General features: G+C 40.2%; 20 protein-coding genes, 7 tRNA genes and 1 pseudogene. 20 read left to right on the top strand and 8 right to left on the bottom strand.

Translation table 11 applies throughout. The features are described from left to right. Window position 1: 1 nt before the first annotated feature. Window positions 2-343 (top strand): ISAon1 family transposase N-terminal region protein, encoded by a 342-nt coding sequence (locus GKD17_RS20335; RefSeq protein ID WP_007843962.1) that lies wholly within the window; start codon window positions 2-4, stop codon window positions 341-343. 25 nt (window positions 344-368) lie between these two features. After that, window positions 369-1322 (top strand): ISAon1 family transposase, encoded by a 954-nt coding sequence (locus GKD17_RS20330; RefSeq protein ID WP_229103367.1) that lies wholly within the window; start codon window positions 369-371, stop codon window positions 1320-1322. Between the two features lie 120 nt (window positions 1323-1442). Here the strand turns inward: GKD17_RS20330 and GKD17_RS20325 are convergent. Continuing rightward, window positions 1443-1516, bottom strand: a tRNA-Asn gene (locus GKD17_RS20325). Window positions 1517-1540: 24 nt separating this feature from the next. Then, a tRNA-Asn gene (locus GKD17_RS20320) sits at window positions 1541-1614 on the bottom strand. An 80-nt stretch (window positions 1615-1694) separates the two neighbouring features. Between GKD17_RS20320 and GKD17_RS20315 the strand changes: the two genes are divergently transcribed. Together GKD17_RS20315 and GKD17_RS20310 are read left to right on the top strand one after the other, a co-directional pair. Continuing rightward, window positions 1695-2681 (top strand): adenosine kinase, encoded by a 987-nt coding sequence (locus GKD17_RS20315; RefSeq protein ID WP_007838998.1) that lies wholly within the window; start codon window positions 1695-1697, stop codon window positions 2679-2681. Between the two features lie 43 nt (window positions 2682-2724). Then, complete coding sequence (locus GKD17_RS20310; protein ID WP_007838996.1) at window positions 2725-4419, top strand: S41 family peptidase; 1695 nt, start codon at window positions 2725-2727, stop codon at window positions 4417-4419. A gap of 65 nt (window positions 4420-4484) precedes the next feature. Here the strand turns inward: GKD17_RS20310 and GKD17_RS20305 are convergent, their stop codons facing one another. After that, a complete protein-coding gene (locus GKD17_RS20305; RefSeq protein ID WP_007838994.1) occupies window positions 4485-6782 on the bottom strand; it encodes an outer membrane beta-barrel family protein in 2298 nt (765 codons plus the stop codon). A 121-nt stretch (window positions 6783-6903) separates the two neighbouring features. Between GKD17_RS20305 and GKD17_RS20300 the strand changes: the two genes are divergently transcribed. Both GKD17_RS20300 and GKD17_RS20295 read left to right on the top strand, forming a co-directional pair. Continuing rightward, window positions 6904-8289, top strand: a complete 1386-nt coding sequence (locus tag GKD17_RS20300; protein ID WP_007838992.1) for a sensor histidine kinase — start codon at window positions 6904-6906, stop codon at window positions 8287-8289. 25 nt (window positions 8290-8314) lie between these two features. Continuing rightward, a complete protein-coding gene (locus GKD17_RS20295) occupies window positions 8315-9016 on the top strand; it encodes a response regulator transcription factor (protein WP_007848306.1) in 702 nt (233 codons plus the stop codon). A 50-nt stretch (window positions 9017-9066) separates the two neighbouring features. Here the strand turns inward: GKD17_RS20295 and GKD17_RS23650 are convergent, their stop codons facing one another. The 5 genes and pseudogenes from GKD17_RS23650 to GKD17_RS20275 all read right to left on the bottom strand — a co-directional run bounded on the left by GKD17_RS23650 (window position 9067) and on the right by GKD17_RS20275 (window position 12990). Next, window positions 9067-9603 (bottom strand): GNAT family N-acetyltransferase, encoded by a 537-nt coding sequence (locus GKD17_RS23650; protein ID WP_032936881.1) that lies wholly within the window; start codon window positions 9601-9603, stop codon window positions 9067-9069. Window positions 9604-9654: 51 nt separating this feature from the next. After that, window positions 9655-10023, bottom strand: a pseudogene (locus GKD17_RS23645) (GNAT family N-acetyltransferase); the annotation flags it as partial. 114 nt (window positions 10024-10137) lie between these two features. After that, window positions 10138-10629 carry an outer membrane protein gene (locus GKD17_RS20285; protein ID WP_007838985.1) on the bottom strand — a complete coding sequence of 164 codons (492 nt, stop codon included), beginning with the start codon at window positions 10627-10629 and terminating at the stop codon, window positions 10138-10140. 45 nt (window positions 10630-10674) lie between these two features. Further along, window positions 10675-11199 (bottom strand): gamma carbonic anhydrase family protein, encoded by a 525-nt coding sequence (locus tag GKD17_RS20280; protein ID WP_007838983.1) that lies wholly within the window; start codon window positions 11197-11199, stop codon window positions 10675-10677. 9 nt (window positions 11200-11208) lie between these two features. After that, complete coding sequence (locus tag GKD17_RS20275) at window positions 11209-12990, bottom strand: aminopeptidase P family protein (RefSeq protein WP_007838981.1); 1782 nt, start codon at window positions 12988-12990, stop codon at window positions 11209-11211. Between the two features lie 168 nt (window positions 12991-13158). Between GKD17_RS20275 and rpsU the strand changes: the two genes are divergently transcribed. The 14 genes from rpsU to rplJ all read left to right on the top strand — a co-directional run bounded on the left by rpsU (window position 13159) and on the right by rplJ (window position 18997). Next, window positions 13159-13350, top strand: a complete 192-nt coding sequence (gene rpsU, locus GKD17_RS20270; protein WP_005844817.1) for a 30S ribosomal protein S21 — start codon at window positions 13159-13161, stop codon at window positions 13348-13350. A gap of 77 nt (window positions 13351-13427) precedes the next feature. Continuing rightward, entirely contained in the window at window positions 13428-14309 is an 882-nt protein-coding gene (locus tag GKD17_RS20265) for a tyrosine-type recombinase/integrase (RefSeq protein WP_007838977.1), read from the top strand. Window positions 14310-14324: 15 nt separating this feature from the next. Next, window positions 14325-14624: a ribosome hibernation-promoting factor, HPF/YfiA family gene (hpf, locus tag GKD17_RS20260; protein ID WP_007838975.1), complete on the top strand. Its 300-nt coding sequence runs from the start codon at window positions 14325-14327 to the stop codon at window positions 14622-14624. A gap of 98 nt (window positions 14625-14722) precedes the next feature. Further along, window positions 14723-14796 (top strand) — tRNA-Thr (locus tag GKD17_RS20255). Between the two features lie 45 nt (window positions 14797-14841). After that, a tRNA-Tyr gene (locus GKD17_RS20250) sits at window positions 14842-14924 on the top strand. Between the two features lie 33 nt (window positions 14925-14957). Further along, window positions 14958-15030: transfer RNA gene (locus GKD17_RS20245), tRNA-Gly, on the top strand. Between the two features lie 9 nt (window positions 15031-15039). Beyond that, window positions 15040-15111, top strand: a tRNA-Thr gene (locus GKD17_RS20240). 51 nt (window positions 15112-15162) lie between these two features. Then, on the top strand, window positions 15163-16347 hold the full coding sequence (gene tuf, locus GKD17_RS20235; protein WP_007838973.1) for an elongation factor Tu: 1185 nt from the start codon (window positions 15163-15165) through the stop codon (window positions 16345-16347). Window positions 16348-16405: 58 nt separating this feature from the next. After that, a tRNA-Trp gene (locus GKD17_RS20230) sits at window positions 16406-16478 on the top strand. A 16-nt stretch (window positions 16479-16494) separates the two neighbouring features. Next, entirely contained in the window at window positions 16495-16689 is a 195-nt protein-coding gene (gene secE, locus GKD17_RS20225; protein WP_007838971.1) for a preprotein translocase subunit SecE, read from the top strand. Window positions 16690-16702: 13 nt separating this feature from the next. Then, window positions 16703-17245, top strand: coding sequence for a transcription termination/antitermination protein NusG (gene nusG, locus GKD17_RS20220; RefSeq protein ID WP_007838969.1), 543 nt, complete (start codon window positions 16703-16705; stop codon window positions 17243-17245). 60 nt (window positions 17246-17305) lie between these two features. Next, on the top strand, window positions 17306-17749 hold the full coding sequence (gene rplK / locus GKD17_RS20215) for a 50S ribosomal protein L11 (protein ID WP_005844826.1): 444 nt from the start codon (window positions 17306-17308) through the stop codon (window positions 17747-17749). A 15-nt stretch (window positions 17750-17764) separates the two neighbouring features. After that, window positions 17765-18463 (top strand): 50S ribosomal protein L1, encoded by a 699-nt coding sequence (gene rplA / locus GKD17_RS20210; RefSeq protein WP_007838960.1) that lies wholly within the window; start codon window positions 17765-17767, stop codon window positions 18461-18463. A 15-nt stretch (window positions 18464-18478) separates the two neighbouring features. Continuing rightward, entirely contained in the window at window positions 18479-18997 is a 519-nt protein-coding gene (gene rplJ / locus GKD17_RS20205) for a 50S ribosomal protein L10 (protein WP_007838958.1), read from the top strand. The last annotated feature ends 17 nt before the right edge of the window (window positions 18998-19014 follow it).

Below are 19014 nucleotides of genomic sequence, written 5' to 3'. Positions count from 1 at the left end.
TATGGAAACTAACGGTTACCGTCTCCTTCTTCCCGAAGGTACCTTGGATTATTTCAACATTTCCGATGTAAAGGAAAGCAGTAGTGAAATCGTGATTTACCTGGAAGAGAAAAATGAGCTTCCCGGTGAATATTCGACTGTCAAAGTGGAAAGCAAAGGCTTCTACGACCCTGTAGTAGTCCGGGACTTCCCCATCCGTGGCAAGAATCTTTTCCTGAATATCCGCCGGCGCCGGTGGATTTTGAAAGACGAGGGGCGTTACGTAAGCCGTAACTGGAAACTGGTAGCGGAAGGCAGCCGTATGACGCATGAGTTTGCGTCTTTTTTAAAAGAATTATATTGATACGCTTCCTGTCAGTTGTAAGCTGCTGGGAACCCTGTTCGGTGTGGACGGTGAGCTTCTTGAACGTCAATACCGCAACCACTTGAGCGGTTATCTGAAATGGGAGTCTCTTCCTCATGCCGGGGACTGGCTTCTCTTTGAGAAGAATATAGGGGCCTATGTGGGTATAGATGAAGTCTGCCTTTCGCGTGGTGAGCTCTATACTATCCTCATAAACAAGGAAAAGACAGGCCGTTCAGGCAGCATCATCGCCATTGTAAAAGGTACAGATGTAAGGAGTGTCACCTCCGTATTGCTCCGTCTCTCCCGGCGCAGACGGTTTCAGGTAAGGGAAATCACTATGGATATGGCTCCTAATATGGAACAGATCGCCCGTGTCTGCTTTCCTGCGGCACGCCGTGTTACTGACCGTTTCCATGTGCAGAAGCTGGCTTTTGAAGCTTTACAGGAAATGCGCGTGAAGGCACGCTGGGAGGCTTTGGACAAGGAATCAATACAGATCGCATACGCAAAGGCGTGCGGGAAGATATACCATGCCCCGACCTTTGAGAACGGGGATTCGCGCAAGCAATTGCTCGCCCGCAGTATCTATCTGCTGTATAAAAAAGAGTCATTATGGACTGAATCCCAACGCATACGTGCCGGTATCCTCTTCAGGGAATATCCCGACCTGAAGAAGGCATACTATCTTTCCATGAGGCTCGGGTTGATATATCACCAGTGCAAGCACAAGGACACCGCTCTGACAAGACTTGCCAGATGGTATGACGAAGTTGAAAAGTCCGGCTTTCTTGCGTTCGGAAGGGTAATACGTTCCATACAGACACATTATCTGGAAATCGTCAACTTTTTCGACAGGCGTTCCACCAACGCAGCTTCCGAATCGTTCAATGCCAAAATCAAGGACTTCAGAACACAGTTCAGAGGAGTAAAGGACAGGACTTTCTTTCTATTCAGACTGACTAAAATTTATGCTTAATCTATGAATCCCTCAGGTTTTTACGTTGACCCGAGATTACAATGGAATTACAAAAGAATGTGATGAAGGCTTTTATTATATATAGTAATAAAAAAGGCTCGCTATCTGCGAACCTTTGTGCTCTTCGTCTTGGACTTGAACCAAGGACCCTCTGATTAACAGTCAGATGCTCTAACCGACTGAGCTAACGAAGAAAATTGCATTTGACTTTAAAAGTGCTCTTCGTCTTGGACTTGAACCAAGGACCCTCTGATTAACAGTCAGATGCTCTAACCGACTGAGCTAACGAAGAAGGTTTTTCTCTCAAATGCGGTGCAAAGATAATAGGTTTTTCCGAAATATGCAATATCTTTGCAGAAAAATTTTAGATAAATGGATAAAATAATTGGAATGGGCAATGCATTGGTTGACGTTCTTGTTACTTTGCAAGATGATTCGCTACTAGATGAGATGAGTTTGCCCAAAGGAAGTATGCAACTTATAAATGAAGATAAATTTCTGAAAATCAGTGGTAAATTCTCTGATATGAAAACGCATAAAGCTACAGGGGGAAGTGTGGGAAATACAGTCTTGGCATTAGCTAATCTAGGGGCACATCCGGGATTTATCGGAAAGATAGGAAACGATGATTTTGGGCAATATTTTAAAAAAAATGGTTTGAAGCAGGGAATTGACATGAAATTACTTGCCGGTGATTTACCTACAGGAGTGGCTTCTACTTTCATTTCACCGGATGGAGAACGTACTTTTGGCACTTATTTGGGAGCTGCTGCCACTATGAAAGCCGAAAATCTGACGTTGGATATGTTTAAGGGATATGCATATCTATATATAGAAGGATACTTGGTACAGGATCACGAATTGATTCTTCGTGCTATGCAATTAGGCAAAGAGGCTGGATTGCAGATCTGTTTGGATATGGCCAGTTATAATATTGTGGAAGGGGACCTGGAATTCTTCGATATTTTGATAACTAAATACGTGGATATTGTTTTTGCTAATGAGGAAGAGGCAAAGGCTTATACAGGCAAGGATGCTTGGGGGGCTATTAATGAAATTGCTTCTAAATGCAGTGTTGTAATAGTAAAACTAGGTGCCCAAGGTTCATGTATAAAGAAAGGTACGGAATGCATCAAACTAGAGGTACCTCCGGTAAAAAAGGTCGTGGATACCACTGGTGCGGGAGATTATTATGCAGCAGGTTTTCTGTATGGGCTGACTTGTGGTTATTCTTTGGAGAAGTGTTCCATTATAGGTTCTATTTTAGCATCCAATGTGATACAAGTGGTGGGTACAACCTTATCAAAGAAAAAATGGGACGAAATAAAGTTAAATATAGAGGTCCTTCTACAGGCTTGAATAGAATAATGTATTAATTTGCGGTTCACAAATACATAAAGTGATGAAGTGGAATAGTAAGAAAATATTGTTAATGATTTGCGTGGGCCTGGCAGGTGGCGCTTTGTTTAGTTTTAATAAAGGTGATGACCGTAATTTCCAAATAGCAAAAAACTTGGATATCTTCAATGCGATATTCAAGGAATTGGATATGTTTTATGTTGATACTATTGATCCTGAGAAAGTGATAAAATATGGTATTGATGCTATGTTGGCGCAGACCGACCCTTACACGGAGTATTATCCTGAAGAAGATAATACACTAAAGGAAATGACTAGCGGAAAGTTTGGCGGTATCGGATCGGTAATACGTTATTATACTCCCCGAAAGCGTGTGGCTATTATTGAACCTTCCGAAGGAAGCCCTGCAGCCGAAATAGGATTGAAGGCTGGTGATATCATCATGGAGATCAATGGAAAAGATATGCTCCAGGGAGACAGAATTCCCAATGATCTGACCTCGTATGTCAGTGATAATTTGCGTGGTGAGCCGGGAACAACTTGTGTGTTGAAAGTTGAGAGACCTACTTCTGATAGTACTTACGTGCCAATGGAATTTAAAATAACCCGTTCTACCATCCGTACAAACCCTGTACCTTATTATGGAATAGTAGACAATAATGTGGGATATATCGTTATCAGTACTTTTGCTATAGAGAATTGTTCAAAAGATATAAAGAAGGCATTGATAGAATTGAAACAGCAAGGTGCTAAATCTATTGTTCTCGATTTGCGTGGCAATGGTGGTGGTTTGTTGGGGGAAGCGGTGAATGTGGTGAATTTCTTTGTACCGAAAGGGAAAGAAATTGTGGTAACAAAAGGCAAGATTAAACAAGCTGGTACCACTTACAAAACAACGAATGAACCGGTAGATACAGAAATTCCGCTGGCTGTGCTAGTGGACGGTTCTACAGCTTCGGCATCCGAGATTGTTTCAGGTTCCTTGCAGGACCTTGACCGGGCTATTGTGGTAGGAAGCCGTACGTATGGTAAAGGGTTGGTACAGGTTCCTCGTGAATTGCCTTATAACAGTAGCATGAAAGTAACTACTGCAAAATATTATATTCCCAGCGGACGATGCATTCAAGCTATTGATTATGCTAAACGTAATGCTGACGGGTCTGTGGCCCGTACTCCGGACAGCCTGACCAATGTATTCCATACAGCAGCCGGACGTGAAGTGCGTGATGGTGGCGGTATTCGTCCGGATGTGGAGGTGAAAGTTGAAAATTTCCCAAACATTATGTTTTATCTGCTTAATGATGATATGATTTTTGATTATGCTACCCAATATTGTATCAAGCATTCTCAGGTAGGGGAAGTGAAAGACTTTACAATAACAGATGCTGACTATGTTGATTTTAAGAAGATGTTACATAAGCGTAAGTTTACTTATGATCGGCAAAGTGAGAAGATGCTGAAGAACTTGAAAGAAATAGCAGAGTTTGAAGGATATATGGATGGGGCAAAAGAAGAGTTTGCCGCTTTGGAAACGAAATTGACGCATAATTTGGATCATGAGTTGGACAGGTTCTCGAAAGAGATAAAAGATGCTATTGCTCAGGAGATTTTGAAACGTTACTATTTCCAACGTGGCGCGATACTGCAACGCTTGAAAGATGATCCTGATCTGAAAAAAGCTATTGAGACATTGAATAATCAGTCTGAATATAGTAAGATACTTTCTGTTATGAAATAATCGAATGAGGGGCGGATGTACGAATCTGCCCCTTATTACTGTGTTATGATACTATTGATGATGCTTTATTTGAATCGGGAAGTGTCTATTGGTTTATGCTGTTTTTCTTTATAGCCTCCGAACTTGTAAGTAAAGGATAAAGTTACGTTGCGTGAATAACTGTTGATGTGCATGTCCATATACTGCCCTTTATTGCGCAGTGTTACATCTATATCTCCTTGCATTGAATTGAACAGATCAGTGGCTTTCAGTTGAAGACTCGCCTTTTGGTTGGCAAAATTCCATCGCAACCCGGCATGGATGGCCCATACATTGCTTAAATCATAATTTCCCTGAATGGATGGGCTTAAATAAAGTCCGGTCAGTTCCATGCGTATGTCCGGTTGGGTAGACAGCGTTAGGTTATTCTGTAACATTCCCAATCCAATCCATTTGCTGTGGTTGAAAGAAAGGTCGAAGAATTTATCACATTTCGCCTGCCTGTATTCTGCTTGTAGTGTGGCACGGCTGTCCAGCCAATGGCCTATTTTGAAGGGAATGATGGCAGTGGCTGAAAAACTTTGCTGATAATCCCAGTTCAGGGTCTTGTAAATCAATGTCAGGCGTTCCGTACTCTGATAAGCCAGTTGCTGAAATAAATCGGGCTCATAGTCATAAGCTAGGCTGAAGATATACTTGTTCTTTAAAATATAATTCAGATTTACGGAATAGTCGGTGGATGGCTTTAACATTGGATTGCCTTGTACTTCTTCATAACCACTTATATAGCCGGTACTTTCGCTCAGATCCCAGTAGCTGGGATAGGTTTTATCTGAAGTGAATGCAAGTTGTAAAATATGCGCTGGGGTCATTACGTATGTTAATTCGGCTGTAGGATAAGCCGCCCATGCATGATAACGGGCCGTTTTGTAGTATTCTCCGGTTATGGATGCGCTGAAAGACAAACGTTCTCCCATATTTTTGCTGAATCCGACATAGAAGTCATATGTATATTCGTTATAACGATTGTCTGTGTTAAGTTCGCTCATATCTGTTCCGTTTTGGGTATGATAGAACTGAGTATTATGGTCACTGGCATAAGTCAAAGAGGTGCCATAATTCAAGGTCCACTCTCGTGGTAGTGTGTGTGACTGGTCTACGTATATTTTCCAGCGGTCTATTATTTGTCCGCTAGTCGTATGAAATTCGCTTGTTTGTTTTTTGTTGTCTTTGTTGGTGAATTGCTGATGACTTTCGGAATGGTAGGAGGTATAATTTATTCCAGCTTTCATACCGAAGCCAGAGAGATAATCTAAAGCGAGATTGTGCATTTGAGCCTCCTTTTTTGTCCGATTGTCTGCGGTTGTGATGTTCCCGTCGGAATACGAATGATTATCGTTGTTAGGGTTGAAGATACCGGTATAGGCCAAATTGATATGAGCACTACCATTGAATTTATATTCAGCGCCTGTCCGTACATAATGTGTTATTCCTTTTCTGTCAATGTTATTGTGTTGACAGATATCATATACATTATTTTTTAAGGTGTGGTGTGAGTACGTATCTGTAGTTTGTCTGTTTTGTTCATAATGGGTATTATATAGCAAGTCTATATTCCATTTAGGAGTGGTGTAAAGTAGGCTGATTCCTCCTTGTGTGCCATTTCTGTAATTGTATAGATATCCGGCATTAACTTCTCCTTGCAACCCGCTTTCTTCCGGACGATAAACTTTCAAAAGTAAGTTGATGGCAGCACCTCTTATATGATATTGCGGCGGTGTGCTATACATAACTTCTACCTTTTCTACACGTGAAGCCGGAGTGTTTTTTAATAAAATGGCTAACTGTTCGTGACTCATTGTTGTGGGTCTTCCGTTTAGAATAATGCTCAGATTGTGTGCGCCTGCCAATGAAAGGTTGCCGTTTATTTCTTGTACACCGGGTAATTGCTGAAGGATTTCATAAGCATTGTTCACGATTCTATGTGTGGTGAGTTGTGACAGATCATACGATAATTTTCCTTCTTCCACTTTTACAAGAGGGCGTTCCCCTTTGACGATAACTTCGTCCAGGGCATAATCTTTACTTTTCAGGGTAATCGTGCCTGTGTCTTCTCCTGTAGTTGTCAATAAGAGGGTTTCGTACATGATGTGTTGGAAAATCAGCCGATAAGATGCTGGTTGCCGGTTGAACCTAAAGCAACCGGTGGTATCTGTGATTACGGCGTCCACGAAAGTAGAATCAATGGTTTGTAGGATGACGGTTGCACCGTCAATGGCTTGTGCATGGATGTTTATAACCTTTCCGGTAATGGTTTGTGCAGCGGTTGTTCCTATAATCCAAAATAAAAATAGCGATGTGATGATAAAATTTTGCTTTTTCATATCTATTTGTTTTTAATATTTTCTTTAACTTTGACGAAACAAAAGTAGGGAGACTTTTTTCCTTACCTGGTTAATAGCAGGTTAACATTACGTTAACAAAGTATGGATAGGATATAAGTGTATGACAATCAAACATATTCGTTGGGTGGCTTGTATTGGACTGTTGGCAATCATCAGTTTGCAGTACGTTTGGCTTGTAAATACTTATAAGCTAACTAAGGAAAGTATACAGTTCAGAAGCAATGAAGTATTTAGAGATGCAACGATGCGTGAGGTGTTTTATCGCATGGAAGTATATCAAGATTCTTTGCAAAAGAAGTATAAGGACAGAGATACTTCCATTATGGTTAGAATAAGCTTGGATGAAGATTATGATCTTTTTAAGGATGACAGGGTTGATGAAAATGTGAACCAATGGTTGATGTCCAATATGCAGGTTTCCATGCAAGAGATTGTCAAGAGGGATTATAAATTGTCTGTTTCTTTGTCAAGTTTAGATTCTATTTATCGGACAGGTCTTGCTGCCGAAGGATTGGATGCAGAGGTAATAACCTGTGTGACAGATTCGCTGGGGAATATTCTTAGAAGCTCCCGTTCCATACAGGTGGGGGATTATGGTTTGTTGAAAACCGGATTACAACCTATCAATTATAAACGCACGGAGAATCTTCAGGCTTTTATTGTTAATCCTTATTGGATTATTTTCCAACAGATGACCTTGCTTCTCATTGCTACTGTCTTGATGATGGCAATGATTGTCTATTGTCTTGTTTATCAGATTCGTATTATTGCCCATCAGAATAAAATAGCTAGAATGCGTGAGGATTTCTCATACGCCATGATTCATGAGATGAAGACTCCTCTTGCCTGTATCTTGATGGGGACCCGAATGTTGAAATCAGGAAAGTTGGATATTTATCCAGATAAACGTGAGAAGCATTTTCAGATATTGGAGGACGAGAGTGAACATTTATTGTCACTGACCAACAAGGTGCTGACGCTGTCAAAATTGGAAAATGCTCAATTGAGGCTTTGGAAAGAGGAGGTACAACTCCGTCCGATGTTAGAGGACCTCATTGAGAAATATACTGCTAAGGCAGATAAACCTGTACATTTCTCTCTTCGTTTGGAATCAGAATGGGTATATGCTGATGAAGAATTCTTGAAAGAAGCTATTGGTAATTTGGTAGACAATTCTATAAAATATTCAGGTGAAGAGGTGGAAATACAGATTTCATCCTTGCGCCAGGACCATAACTTTTATTTGATAAAGGTAAGAGATAACGGCATGGGTATTCCGTTGAAGGATCAGAGCCGTATCTTCGAGAAATACGAACGTGCTTCGGCTGCCGACCGCAGCCGTAAAGGTGGTGCGTCAGGTTTCGGACTGGGTTTGAATTATGTTTTCCGCGTGGCCGAGGCGCATGGTGGAAAAGTGTGTGTGGAAAGCATTGAAGGGGAGTATAGTGAATTTCTTCTTTTTTTGCCGAGTGAGGAGAGGGTATAAATGTTTTTTAAAGAAGGAAGATGATATGATAAAACTGTTGTTGGTAGAAGATGATACTAATCTTTGTTACATTATCCGTGGTGGATTGGAGGATATGATAGGTGGATACGAGGTGATGACTGCTTCCAATGGCGAGGAAGGGCTGAGGATATGGAAGGAGCAACATCCCGATATCATTATTTCAGACATTGAGATGCCTGTTATGGATGGTTATGAAATGGTACGTCGTATCCGGGAAACGGATGGATTTATTCCCATTGTTTTTACCTCGGGTAGAGTTTCGCCTAAAGATGTGGTGAAAGGTTATGAACTGGGAGTGAATAATTATATTAAGAAACCTTTTTTGGCGGAAGAACTGGATGCGCATATTGGTGCCTTGTTGAAAATGAAGCAGGGAATGGGAGCTGCTAATGAAAGTGAGGTTTATCAGATTGGTGAAAATTATACATTTGATGCTGTTCATGCAGTATTAAAGTGTTCGTCGTGTGTACAAAAGACAATGACGGAACGCGAAGCGAAACTGCTTCAGATGCTTTGTAAAAAGAAAAATGAACTAGTAAGACGGGATGTTATTCTTTCAAGACTATGGGATACGGAGGATGATTTTTTTGCATCACGTAGTCTCGATGTTTTTGTTACTCGACTTAGAAAACTGTTTGCTGATGATGAACGGATACAGATAAAGACTGTGAAAGGAGTGGGGTTATGTCTTTCGGACAAAGGATGAATATGTGTAATATAACATTCATTGTAAGTTCTTTTGGCATTTTTTGAACATTAAGTGTTTTTAAGCAACTCGAAAAGATGGGCATTGGTGAAATGACCATTCTTGAAAATGGATTTTGTCATTATCCCGACTTTGTTGAAGCCGGCCTTTTCTAATACTCGCATGGAAGGAAAGTTGTGCTCAAAGACAAGTGCGAATATACGTATTGTATTCGTATAAGTGAAGTAATGGTAGATGGCTTCTTGTAATGCGTCGGTTACAATACCTTGGTTCCAATATTTTTCTCCGATAACATACCCTACTTCGGCATTGAAGCATTCCACATCTGTGCCGGGTATAAATCCGATATTACCTACGGCTTTTCCATTGACTTCAATACAAAAATCATGAATACCTTCTTTTTTCTTGATGAGGTCAATAAAGGTTTCTGCATGTTCCAGCCTGTAAGGGTGGGGGAATACATTGCGGCAATTGTCCCAAATCTTTTTGTTATTCAGTTCTTGAACTAATGAATGAGCGTCTTCTGTTTGCCAGGTACGTAGTGTGTACTTTTGCTTTTGTACAAATACAGCATGATAGCGTCTCATGGGGGTGCTGCAGAGTCCGTGGTAATTTTGTTTTTCTCCTACGACAGCAAATCCCAGACTCTGGTAGAAAGGAATGGCGTAAGTAGAAGAATTAACCGTGGTTTCAATGGAAGGATGAAGGGCGAAGACGTAGTGGAAAAGGGTTTTCCCTAATCCTTGCCTGTGATATTCAGGCTTGATAAAAAATAAGGAGATATGTTTACCATTATTTTTTATACCTAAAATGCCTGTTAGGACTTTATTGTTAAAACTACCGTAAAATGTGATTTCGTCTATATATTTTTCGTTATAAATAAAGCTTTTGAAAAATTCTAATCCCTCATCGTTGAAATCTTCTTTGCTGGTAATGGTGAAAACTTGCCAGGATAGTTCGATAGCTTTTGGGAGCTCATCTTTTGTGAGTAGTCGTATTTTATTCATAGTGTGCCATATTTGTAAGTTAGTGTAAAAATAGGTAGAGCAGGTTTGTTCTTTGTAAGGTGAAGAAGGATAAAGGTGCATTTAAAAGCACTTTTATCCTTCTCTGGTTATTAATTAGAAATTATAGGCTACGCCAAGATTGAATACTGCTTGATCTAAATCGCTAATTAATTGGTATTTAATGTCGAGGTTTAGACTCCAGCTTTTATCTAAGGTAAACTCCATGCCTGCCCCTAAATTAACTCCGAATTTTCCATCACTTCCACTGACATCGTAATCGCCTACTTTTCCTAAATCCAAATGCCAGTTAGTGTATGTAAATCCTGCTAATGGATATAAACTTACATTGCTTGCTATGGGAAAAAGGTAGTGGATATTTGCATTGATGTCAAACATGCTAAGTCCGTCATTTTTAAAAAAGTAATTCATAGATGGCTCGATTCTGATTTGATCAGTAATATTATATTGATATTTCAGACCAAGACCAATACTCTCTATTTCAGTTCCATAACTTAGATTACCACCAATAGCTTGCTTTCCTTTTTGTGCAAAAACAGAACTAAAACTTAAAAGCGTCATGCATGCTGCAATAATAATTTTTTTCATAATCAATCATTTTAAATGAATACTAACTTTTCTTTATATGTAGAATTATTTTTCTTCCTCCTTAAACCAGGAAGCATACATTAAATATCCATTGGCAATTTTCTGATTGAGCTCTTTGCTCTGTGCCTCGGGAATTTTTTTGACGAATTTGGCTGGAACTCCTGCCCATAGGCTTCCAGGTTCGATGACGGTGTTACTGAGTACTAGTGCTCCAGCAGCTACAATAGCTCCTTCACCTATGACAGCGTGGTCTAGTACGGTAGAGCCCATTCCAATCAGAGCGCCGTCTTTTATAGTCGCGCCATGTATGGTTACATTATGTCCTACAGAAACATCATTCCCGATTTCTACAACTGATTTTTGATATAGTGTGTGTACTACACTGCCATCCTGGATATTTACGCGGTTGCCTATGCGGATAGCATTAACATCGCCGCGTAATACGGCGTTAAACCAAATGCTGCAATCTTTTCCGATTACAACATCACCAATAATAGTGGCATTATCGGCTAAATAACAGTTTTCGCCGATTTTTGGAGTGAATCCTCTTACTGATTTTATAAGTGCCATAATTAATTTCTACCGTTTTAAAGGAGATGTTACTTCTTTTAACCACTCGCGTTCCTCGTTGTTCAATTCCGGGCTCAAACAATTGTAAACTTTTTCATGATATTGGTTGAACCATGTTATTTCTTCATCGCTCAGCATATCTGTTAGGATGGCTTCTTTGTCAATAGGGCAGAGGGTAAGTGGTTCGAATTTATAGTAAGTACCGAATTCTGTCTCTTGTGACGGAACAATTAACATGGTATTTTCCGTACGTACTCCATGACGGCCGGCTTTATATATACCGGGCTCGTTGGTTACTGTCATGCCTGGAACAAGTAAGGCTGGCATGTGGTTCATGCGGAATTGGTGAGGACCTTCGTGTACATTCAGGAAACAACCTACACCGTGGCCTGTTCCATGCAGGTAGTTGATTCCGGCTTTCCACATAGGGAGGCGGGCCAGCGCATCTAGTTGTGTTCCGCAAGTTCCATGTGGAAATTGAGCCATTGAGAGTTGGATAAATCCTTTTAAGACTAATGTGTAATCCGTTTTTTCTTCTTTCGTGAGCGCTCCTAAAACGATGGTACGGGTAATATCAGTTGTTCCGTCCAAATATTGTGCTCCACTGTCCAGCAGCAGCATACCTTCAGGTTTTAAGGGGATATCGGTTTCGGGGCTTGCTTCATAGTGAACAATAGCGCCATGATCTTTATATCCGGCAATGGTGTCAAAACTGATACCATTGAAGTAGTCTTGTCCGGCACGGAATTCGTATAATTTCTTATCTATACTTATTTCAGTTTCATTTCCAGTAGAAACAGCTGTTTTCAGCCAGCGGAGAAATTTAACCATGGCTATTCCGTCGCGTTTCATAGCGCGATGGAAGCCTTCTATTTCCGTCTCATTCTTTACCGCTTTTAAAAAAAGTACAGGTGAAGGAGCTATTTCTATTAAAGAATGGGTGCAGGCTGCTGCATGAATGGCTGCATTGATACTAGCTGACAACAGGAGTTTGCCGGTAAAATCTTTTAAATCTTTTTCAATTGTTGAATAAGGTTTCACTGTAACTCCGTTTTCTGCTAGATAGTCTTTTACTTCATCTGACAGTTTATTCTCTATTATATATAAGGTGGAACTATATTCCGTGATGAGAAGGTAACTCACAAAAACCGGATTGCAGTGTACGTCACTTCCCCGCAAGTTTAGAGTCCATGCCACTTCATCCAGTGCAGAAATTAGAATGCCTGTGCAACTGTTACGACGGGTGGCTTCTTGTATTTGAGTGATTTTATCCTTGCAACTGAGACCGGCATATTTCAATTCATGTATAAAAACTTTGTTGTCGGGCAATGCAGGCCGGTCTGTCCATAATTCATTGAATGGATCGGGAGTAAGGGTTAAGTGTATCTGTTTTTTTTCTAATTCTTTCTGTAAGTTGCTTGTTTCTTGATAGCTGTTAACCCAACCGTCTATACCCACATTATCTTCTGAATTCAATACACAGCCCAACCACTCTACAATGGAAGGAGTTTCCGGTAATCGTTCTTTGAATAAAGTAATGCCTGTGTTTTCCAATTGTGCGGTCGCTTGAAGAAAATAGCGTGAATCTGTCCAAAGTCCGGCTTTATCCAGCGTTACGACAACTGTACCTGCCGAACCTGTGAAACCTGATATCCATTTACGTGCTTCCCAATGTTTGGGGATATACTCTCCCGAGTGGGGGTCCGTACTGGGGATAATAAAGGCTGAAAGCTTGTGTTTACGCATGAAATTGCGCAGACTAACTATTCTATTTATAATTTCCGATTTCATTTTAATAGGTTTATAATGGTTTGTACTGGAAAGCAAAGATACGATTTCTAGATTATTTTAAATAAATAATTGCGGAAAGTTTTGTAAATAAAGAAAGTATGTGTAATTTTGCGCCGCAATTTGACTATCTGAAAATATTAATAACAACATATTTAATAATTAAAAACAATGATTGTAGTACCAGTAAAAGAAGGCGAAAACATTGAAAAAGCGCTGAAGAAGTTCAAAAGAAAATTTGAGAAAACAGGTGTTGTAAAAGAACTAAGAGCTAGACAGCAGTTTGACAAGCCGTCTGTATTGAACAGGCTGAAAAGAGAACGTGCTATCTATGTTCAGAAACTTCAGCAAGTAGAAGAATAATTAAAAACTCGCACATTCTTTGAATAATTGAATTCTTTTTCATATATTCGTTGCTGAATTGATAAGCGACGTTTCTTATGATGACAGACTCTTTTTTGGATTATCTTCGGTTTGAAAGAAACTATTCTGAGAAAACAATAGTTAGTTATGGAATAGATCTGATTAAGTTTGAAGAATACATCAGGGGAAAAGATGAGAATGTCGATTTTACAACGGTAGATGCTGATTTGGTTCGTGGTTGGGTGATGAACCTGATAGAGGACGGATATACATCTGCTTCTGTAAATCGGAAACTGAGTTCACTCCGATCGTTTTATCGTTTCCTTCTAAAGAAAGGTGTGATAGGGGAGGATCCGATGTTGAAAATCATTGGTCCGAAAAACAAGAAGCCTCTTCCTGTATTTCTGAAAGAACGTGAAATGGACCGACTTTTGGATGATGTTCCTTTTAAGGAGGATTTTACAGGTTGTCGGGATAGAATGGTATTGGAAATGTTTTATGCTACAGGCATGCGGCTTTCCGAGTTAATAGGGCTGAATGACGTGGATGTCGATTTCTCTGCATCTCTGATAAAAGTGACAGGGAAGAGAAATAAACAGCGGTTGATTCCTTTCGGTGAAGAACTGCGAAGGGCGATGTTTGTTTATTTGAAGATAAGGAATGAAGTGTTACCTGAAAAGGCTGGGGCGTTCTTTGTTTTAAAGAACGGAAAACGGATGTATCCTGGAAAGGTATATCTTTTAGTGAAACGGAACCTTTCAAAAGTGGTATCGCTGAAAAAAAGAAGTCCGCATGTGTTGAGGCATACTTTTGCAACTGCTATGTTGAATAATGAGGCAGAGTTGGGCGCGGTAAAAGAATTACTGGGTCATAGTAGTCTGACTACAACGGAAATCTATACGCATACGACTTTTGAGGAACTTAAAAAAGTTTATGAACAAGCTCATCCAAGAGCGTAAAAAAAGGAGGTATTTATGGAAGTTAGAATTCAAGCTATTCATTTCGATGCAACAGAAAGACTTCAGGATTTTATCCAGAAGAAGACTGCTAAGTTAGAAAAGTATTGTGACGATATAAATAAAGTGGAGGTGTCATTAAAAGTTGTAAAGCCTGAAACTGCAATGAATAAGGAGGCTAGTATGAAAGTGTTGGTGCCTAATGGAGAATTTTTTGCAGAAAAGGTGAGTGATACATTTGAAGAGTCGGTTGATGTGTGCGTAGATGCGCTTTCCAAGCAATTGACAAAATATAAAGAAAAACTGCGCGGTAAATAAAAAAAATCGCTGAAAGTTTTTGAGATTTAAAATAAATATCTAACTTTGCAGCCGCTTAACCATCCAAGGTGGAATGGTTGTGAAGTTAGGTATGACAAGCCTCTTTAGCTCAGTTGGCCAGAGCACGTGATTTGTAATCTCGGGGTCGTTGGTTCGAATCCGACAAGAGGCTCAAGAAAAGGTGCTGAGAAGCTAGTTGTTCTTTGAAAAATAAGTTGGGCAAATACCAGAGTGGCCAAATGGGGCAGACTGTAAATCTGCTGTCTTTCGACTTCGGTGGTTCGAATCCATCTTTGCCCACACTTTTTGAGACTTGAAAGGTCTTTGGTTTTTGCGGAAGTAGCTCAGTTGATAGAGCATTAGCCTTCCAAGCTGAGGGTCGCGGGTTTGAGCCCCGTCTTCCGCTCTTTTTTTTGCTGTTATAGCTCAGTGGTAGAGCACTTCCTTGGTAAGGAAGAGGTCACGAGTTCAAGTCTCGTTAACAGCTCTTTAATAACGTAATTGCTGATTATTAATCAAATAAATAACAAGTAAAGCTATGGCTAAAGAGAAATTTGAACGTTCGAAACCGCACGTTAACATTGGTACTATCGGTCACGTTGACCACGGTAAAACCACTTTGACTGCTGCTATCACTACTGTGTTGGCTAAAAAAGGTCTTTCAGAATTGCGTTCTTTCGATTCTATCGACAACGCTCCTGAAGAAAAAGAAAGAGGTATTACTATCAATACTTCTCACGTAGAATATCAAACTGCAAATCGTCACTATGCTCACGTTGACTGTCCGGGTCACGCCGACTATGTGAAAAACATGGTTACGGGTGCTGCTCAGATGGATGGTGCAATTATTGTTTGTGCTGCAACTGATGGCCCGATGCCTCAAACTCGTGAGCATATCCTGTTGGCTCGTCAGGTAAATGTACCTCGTTTGGTCGTTTTCTTGAATAAGTGTGATATGGTTGATGACGAGGAAATGTTGGAATTGGTGGAGATGGAAATGCGTGAATTGCTTTCATTCTATGATTTCGATGGCGATAATACTCCTATCATTCGCGGTTCTGCATTAGGTGCTTTGAATGGTGTTCCTCAATGGGAAGAGAAAGTAATGGAATTGATGGATGCAGTTGATACGTGGATTCCATTGCCTCCGCGTGATATTGATAAACCTTTCTTGATGCCTGTTGAAGACGTGTTCTCTATTACTGGTCGTGGTACTGTTGCTACAGGTCGTATCGAAGCTGGTGTTATCCATGTAGGTGACGAAGTTGAAATCCTTGGTTTGGGTGAAGATAAGAAATCTGTTGTTACTGGTGTTGAAATGTTCCGTAAATTGTTGGATCAAGGTGAAGCTGGTGATAATGTTGGTTTGTTGTTGCGTGGTATCGACAAAAACGAAATCAAACGCGGTATGATTTTGTGTAAGCCGGGTCAGGTTAAGGCTCACTCTAAGTTTAAAGCTGAGGTTTATATCTTGAAGAAAGAAGAAGGTGGCCGTCATACTCCGTTCCACAATAAATACCGTCCTCAGTTCTACTTGCGTACAATGGACTGTACAGGTGAAATCACTTTGCCGGAAGGAACTGAAATGGTAATGCCTGGTGATAACGTAACTATTACAGTTGAGTTGATTTACCCGGTTGCATTGAATGTAGGTTTGCGTTTCGCTATCCGCGAAGGTGGACGTACTGTAGGTGCTGGACAGATAACAGAACTTCTTGACTAACACTTGGATAAATATATATGATCAGTTCTCGGTCGTAAGGCTTCGGGAACTGATTTTTACGGGAGTAGCTCAGTTGGTAGAGCACCGGTCTCCAAAACCGGGTGTCGGGAGTTCGAACCTCTCCTCCCGTGCTAAACTTGAAAGAATATGTTTCAGAAAGTAGCAAATTATTGTAAAGAATCTTACGACGAATTAGTCCATAAAGTATCATGGCCGACTCGTAAAGAACTTTCTAGTAGCGCAGTGGTTGTTTTATATGCTTCCCTACTCATTGCGTTAGTCGTTTTTCTTATGGATTCAGTCTTCCAGTTTGTAATGGAGGATATTATCTATCCGCACTAATTAATTGAATAAAATGTCTGAGATTGAAAAAAAGTGGTACGTATTACGTGCTGTTAGTGGAAAAGAAAGCAAGGTTAAAGAATATCTTGATGCTGACATTAAGAACAGTGACCTTAGCGAGTATGTGTCTCAGGTGTTGATTCCTACCGAGAAAGTGTATCAGGTTCGCAATGGTAAGAAAATTGTGAAAGAAAGAAGTTATCTTCCCGGATACGTTTTAGTCGAGGCCGCTTTGGTCGGTGAAGTTGCTCATCATTTGAGAAACACTCCGAATGTAATCGGCTTCTTGGGAGGTTCCGAAAATCCGGTTCCTTTGAGACAATCGGAAGTGAATCGTATACTTGGTACGGTGGATGAACTTCAGGAAAGTGGTGAGGAACTTAATGTACCTTATACCGTAGGCGAAACAGTGAAAGTTACCGTTGGACCGTTCAGTGGCTTCAGTGGTCTCATTGAAGAAGTGAACACCGAAAAACGGAAGTTGAAGGTTATGGTTAAGATCTTCGGACGTAAAACTCCGCTGGAACTTGGCTTTATGGATGTCGAGAAAGAATAATGCATTCTGTTACGTGCATTGGACTTTCGCTATAATTAATATATAAAAATTAGAAACAAAATGGCTAAAGAAGTTGCTGGACTAATCAAATTACAGATTAAAGGAGGCGCTGCAAATCCATCACCTCCCGTTGGACCTGCTTTGGGTTCTAAGGGTATTAATATCATGGAATTTTGCAAGCAATTCAATGCCAGAACCCAGGACAAAGCAGGTAAAATTTTACCTGTAATCATTACCTACTACGCAGATAAGTCTTTTGATTTTGTTATCAAGACTCCTCCCGTAGCTATTCAATTGCTTGAATTGGCTAAGATTAAGAGTGGTTCTGCTGAGCCTAATCGTAAGAAAGTTGCCGAAATTACATGGGAACAAGTTCGTACGATTGCTCAGGACAAAATGGTTGACTTGAACTGCTTCACTATCGAGTCTGCTATGACTATGGTAGCTGGTACAGCTAGAAGTATGGGTATCGCTGTAAAAGGGGAATTCCCGGGTAATAACTAATAAACTTCAATTATAATGGGTAAACTGACAAAAAATCAAAAGTTGGCTGCAGAAAAAATTGAAGCAGGGAAAGCATACTCACTGAAAGAAGCTGCACAGTTAGTTAAAGATATTACTTTTTCTAAATTTGATGCTTCATTAGATATTGACGTACGTTTAGGTGTAGACCCTCGTAAAGCTAACCAGATGGTTCGTGGTGTAGTTTCGCTGCCTCACGGAACAGGTAAGCAAGTACGTGTTTTGGTTCTGTGTACACCTGATGCTGAAGCTGCTGCAAGAGAAGCTGGCGCTGACTATGTTGGTCTTGATGAATATATTGAAAAGATCAAAGGTGGATGGACTGATATTGATGTAATCATTACAATGCCGTCTATCATGGGTAAGATCGGTGCTTTAGGTCGTGTTCTTGGTCCTCGTGGATTAATGCCGAATCCTAAGAGTGGTACTGTAACTATGGATGTAGCTAAGGCTGTTAAGGAAGTTAAGCAAGGTAAGATTGACTTTAAGGTTGATAAGAGCGGTATTGTTCATACTTCAATTGGTAAGGTGTCTTTCACTGCAGATCAGATTCGTGATAATGCGAAAGAATTTATCGCTACTATCATCAAATTGAAACCAAGCTCAGCTAAGGGTACCTATATTAAGAGTATTTATCTTTCAAGTACTATGAGTAAGGGTGTCAAGATTGATCCCAAAACTGTAGAAGAAAACTAATAATAAGGAGGAATCATGAGAAAGGAAGATAAAGGCGTTATTATTGGTCAGTTGGCTGAAACCGTTAAGCAATACGGACATTTTTACTTGGTTGACACAACTGCTATGGACGCAGCTAAGACAAGTGAACTGAGAAGAAAATGTTTCAAAGCCGGTATTAAGCTGGTTGTTGTGAAGAATTCTTTGCTTCACAAAGCTCTGATGAGCATGGAAGATGTTGATTTCTCTCCGTTGTTCAATTCTTTGAAAGGTACAACTTCTGTAATGTTTAGCGAAGTAGCTAACGCTCCTGCAAAGTTGTTGAAAGAATACAAAGAGGACATTCCTGCATTGAAGGCAGCTTATGCCGAAGAAGGTTTCTATGTAGGTGCAGATCAACTGGATGCTCTCTGCAATATCAAGAGTAAGAATGAGGTTATCGCTGACATTATTGCATTGTTGCAATCACCGGCGAAGAATGTTATTTCAGCTCTTCAATCAGGTGGTAACACCATTCATGGAGTACTTAAAACTCTGGGCGAACGCGCCGAATAATCAATTTTATAATCAAT

It is taken from the genome of Phocaeicola dorei, assembly GCF_013009555.1.
In the GTDB taxonomy this organism is placed as follows: Bacteria; Bacteroidota; Bacteroidia; order Bacteroidales; family Bacteroidaceae; genus Phocaeicola; species Phocaeicola dorei.
The sequence above is the reverse complement of the archived record's forward strand: the minus strand, read 5'-3'. Positions and strand labels throughout refer to the sequence as shown.

Bases quoted from the DNA above. Each gene is read 5' to 3' on its own strand.
- GKD17_RS20335 (WP_007843962.1), top strand. From the start codon at position 2: ATGGAAACTAACGGTTACCGTCTCCTTCTTCCCGAAGGTACCTTGGAT.
- GKD17_RS20315 (WP_007838998.1), top strand. From the start codon at position 1,695: ATGGATAAAATAATTGGAATGGGCAATGCATTGGTTGACGTTCTTGTT.
- GKD17_RS20310 (WP_007838996.1), top strand. From the start codon at position 2,725: ATGAAGTGGAATAGTAAGAAAATATTGTTAATGATTTGCGTGGGCCTG.
- GKD17_RS20305 (WP_007838994.1), bottom strand. From the start codon at position 6,782: ATGAAAAAGCAAAATTTTATCATCACATCGCTATTTTTATTTTGGATT.
- GKD17_RS20300 (WP_007838992.1), top strand. From the start codon at position 6,904: ATGACAATCAAACATATTCGTTGGGTGGCTTGTATTGGACTGTTGGCA.
- GKD17_RS20295 (WP_007848306.1), top strand. From the start codon at position 8,315: ATGATAAAACTGTTGTTGGTAGAAGATGATACTAATCTTTGTTACATT.
- GKD17_RS23650 (WP_032936881.1), bottom strand. From the start codon at position 9,603: ATGAGACGCTATCATGCTGTATTTGTACAAAAGCAAAAGTACACACTA.
- GKD17_RS20285 (WP_007838985.1), bottom strand. From the start codon at position 10,629: ATGAAAAAAATTATTATTGCAGCATGCATGACGCTTTTAAGTTTTAGT.
- GKD17_RS20280 (WP_007838983.1), bottom strand. From the start codon at position 11,199: ATGGCACTTATAAAATCAGTAAGAGGATTCACTCCAAAAATCGGCGAA.
- GKD17_RS20275 (WP_007838981.1), bottom strand. From the start codon at position 12,990: ATGAAATCGGAAATTATAAATAGAATAGTTAGTCTGCGCAATTTCATG.
- rpsU (WP_005844817.1), top strand. From the start codon at position 13,159: ATGATTGTAGTACCAGTAAAAGAAGGCGAAAACATTGAAAAAGCGCTG.
- GKD17_RS20265 (WP_007838977.1), top strand. From the start codon at position 13,428: ATGATGACAGACTCTTTTTTGGATTATCTTCGGTTTGAAAGAAACTAT.
- hpf (WP_007838975.1), top strand. From the start codon at position 14,325: ATGGAAGTTAGAATTCAAGCTATTCATTTCGATGCAACAGAAAGACTT.
- tuf (WP_007838973.1), top strand. From the start codon at position 15,163: ATGGCTAAAGAGAAATTTGAACGTTCGAAACCGCACGTTAACATTGGT.
- secE (WP_007838971.1), top strand. From the start codon at position 16,495: ATGTTTCAGAAAGTAGCAAATTATTGTAAAGAATCTTACGACGAATTA.
- nusG (WP_007838969.1), top strand. From the start codon at position 16,703: ATGTCTGAGATTGAAAAAAAGTGGTACGTATTACGTGCTGTTAGTGGA.
- rplK (WP_005844826.1), top strand. From the start codon at position 17,306: ATGGCTAAAGAAGTTGCTGGACTAATCAAATTACAGATTAAAGGAGGC.
- rplA (WP_007838960.1), top strand. From the start codon at position 17,765: ATGGGTAAACTGACAAAAAATCAAAAGTTGGCTGCAGAAAAAATTGAA.
- rplJ (WP_007838958.1), top strand. From the start codon at position 18,479: ATGAGAAAGGAAGATAAAGGCGTTATTATTGGTCAGTTGGCTGAAACC.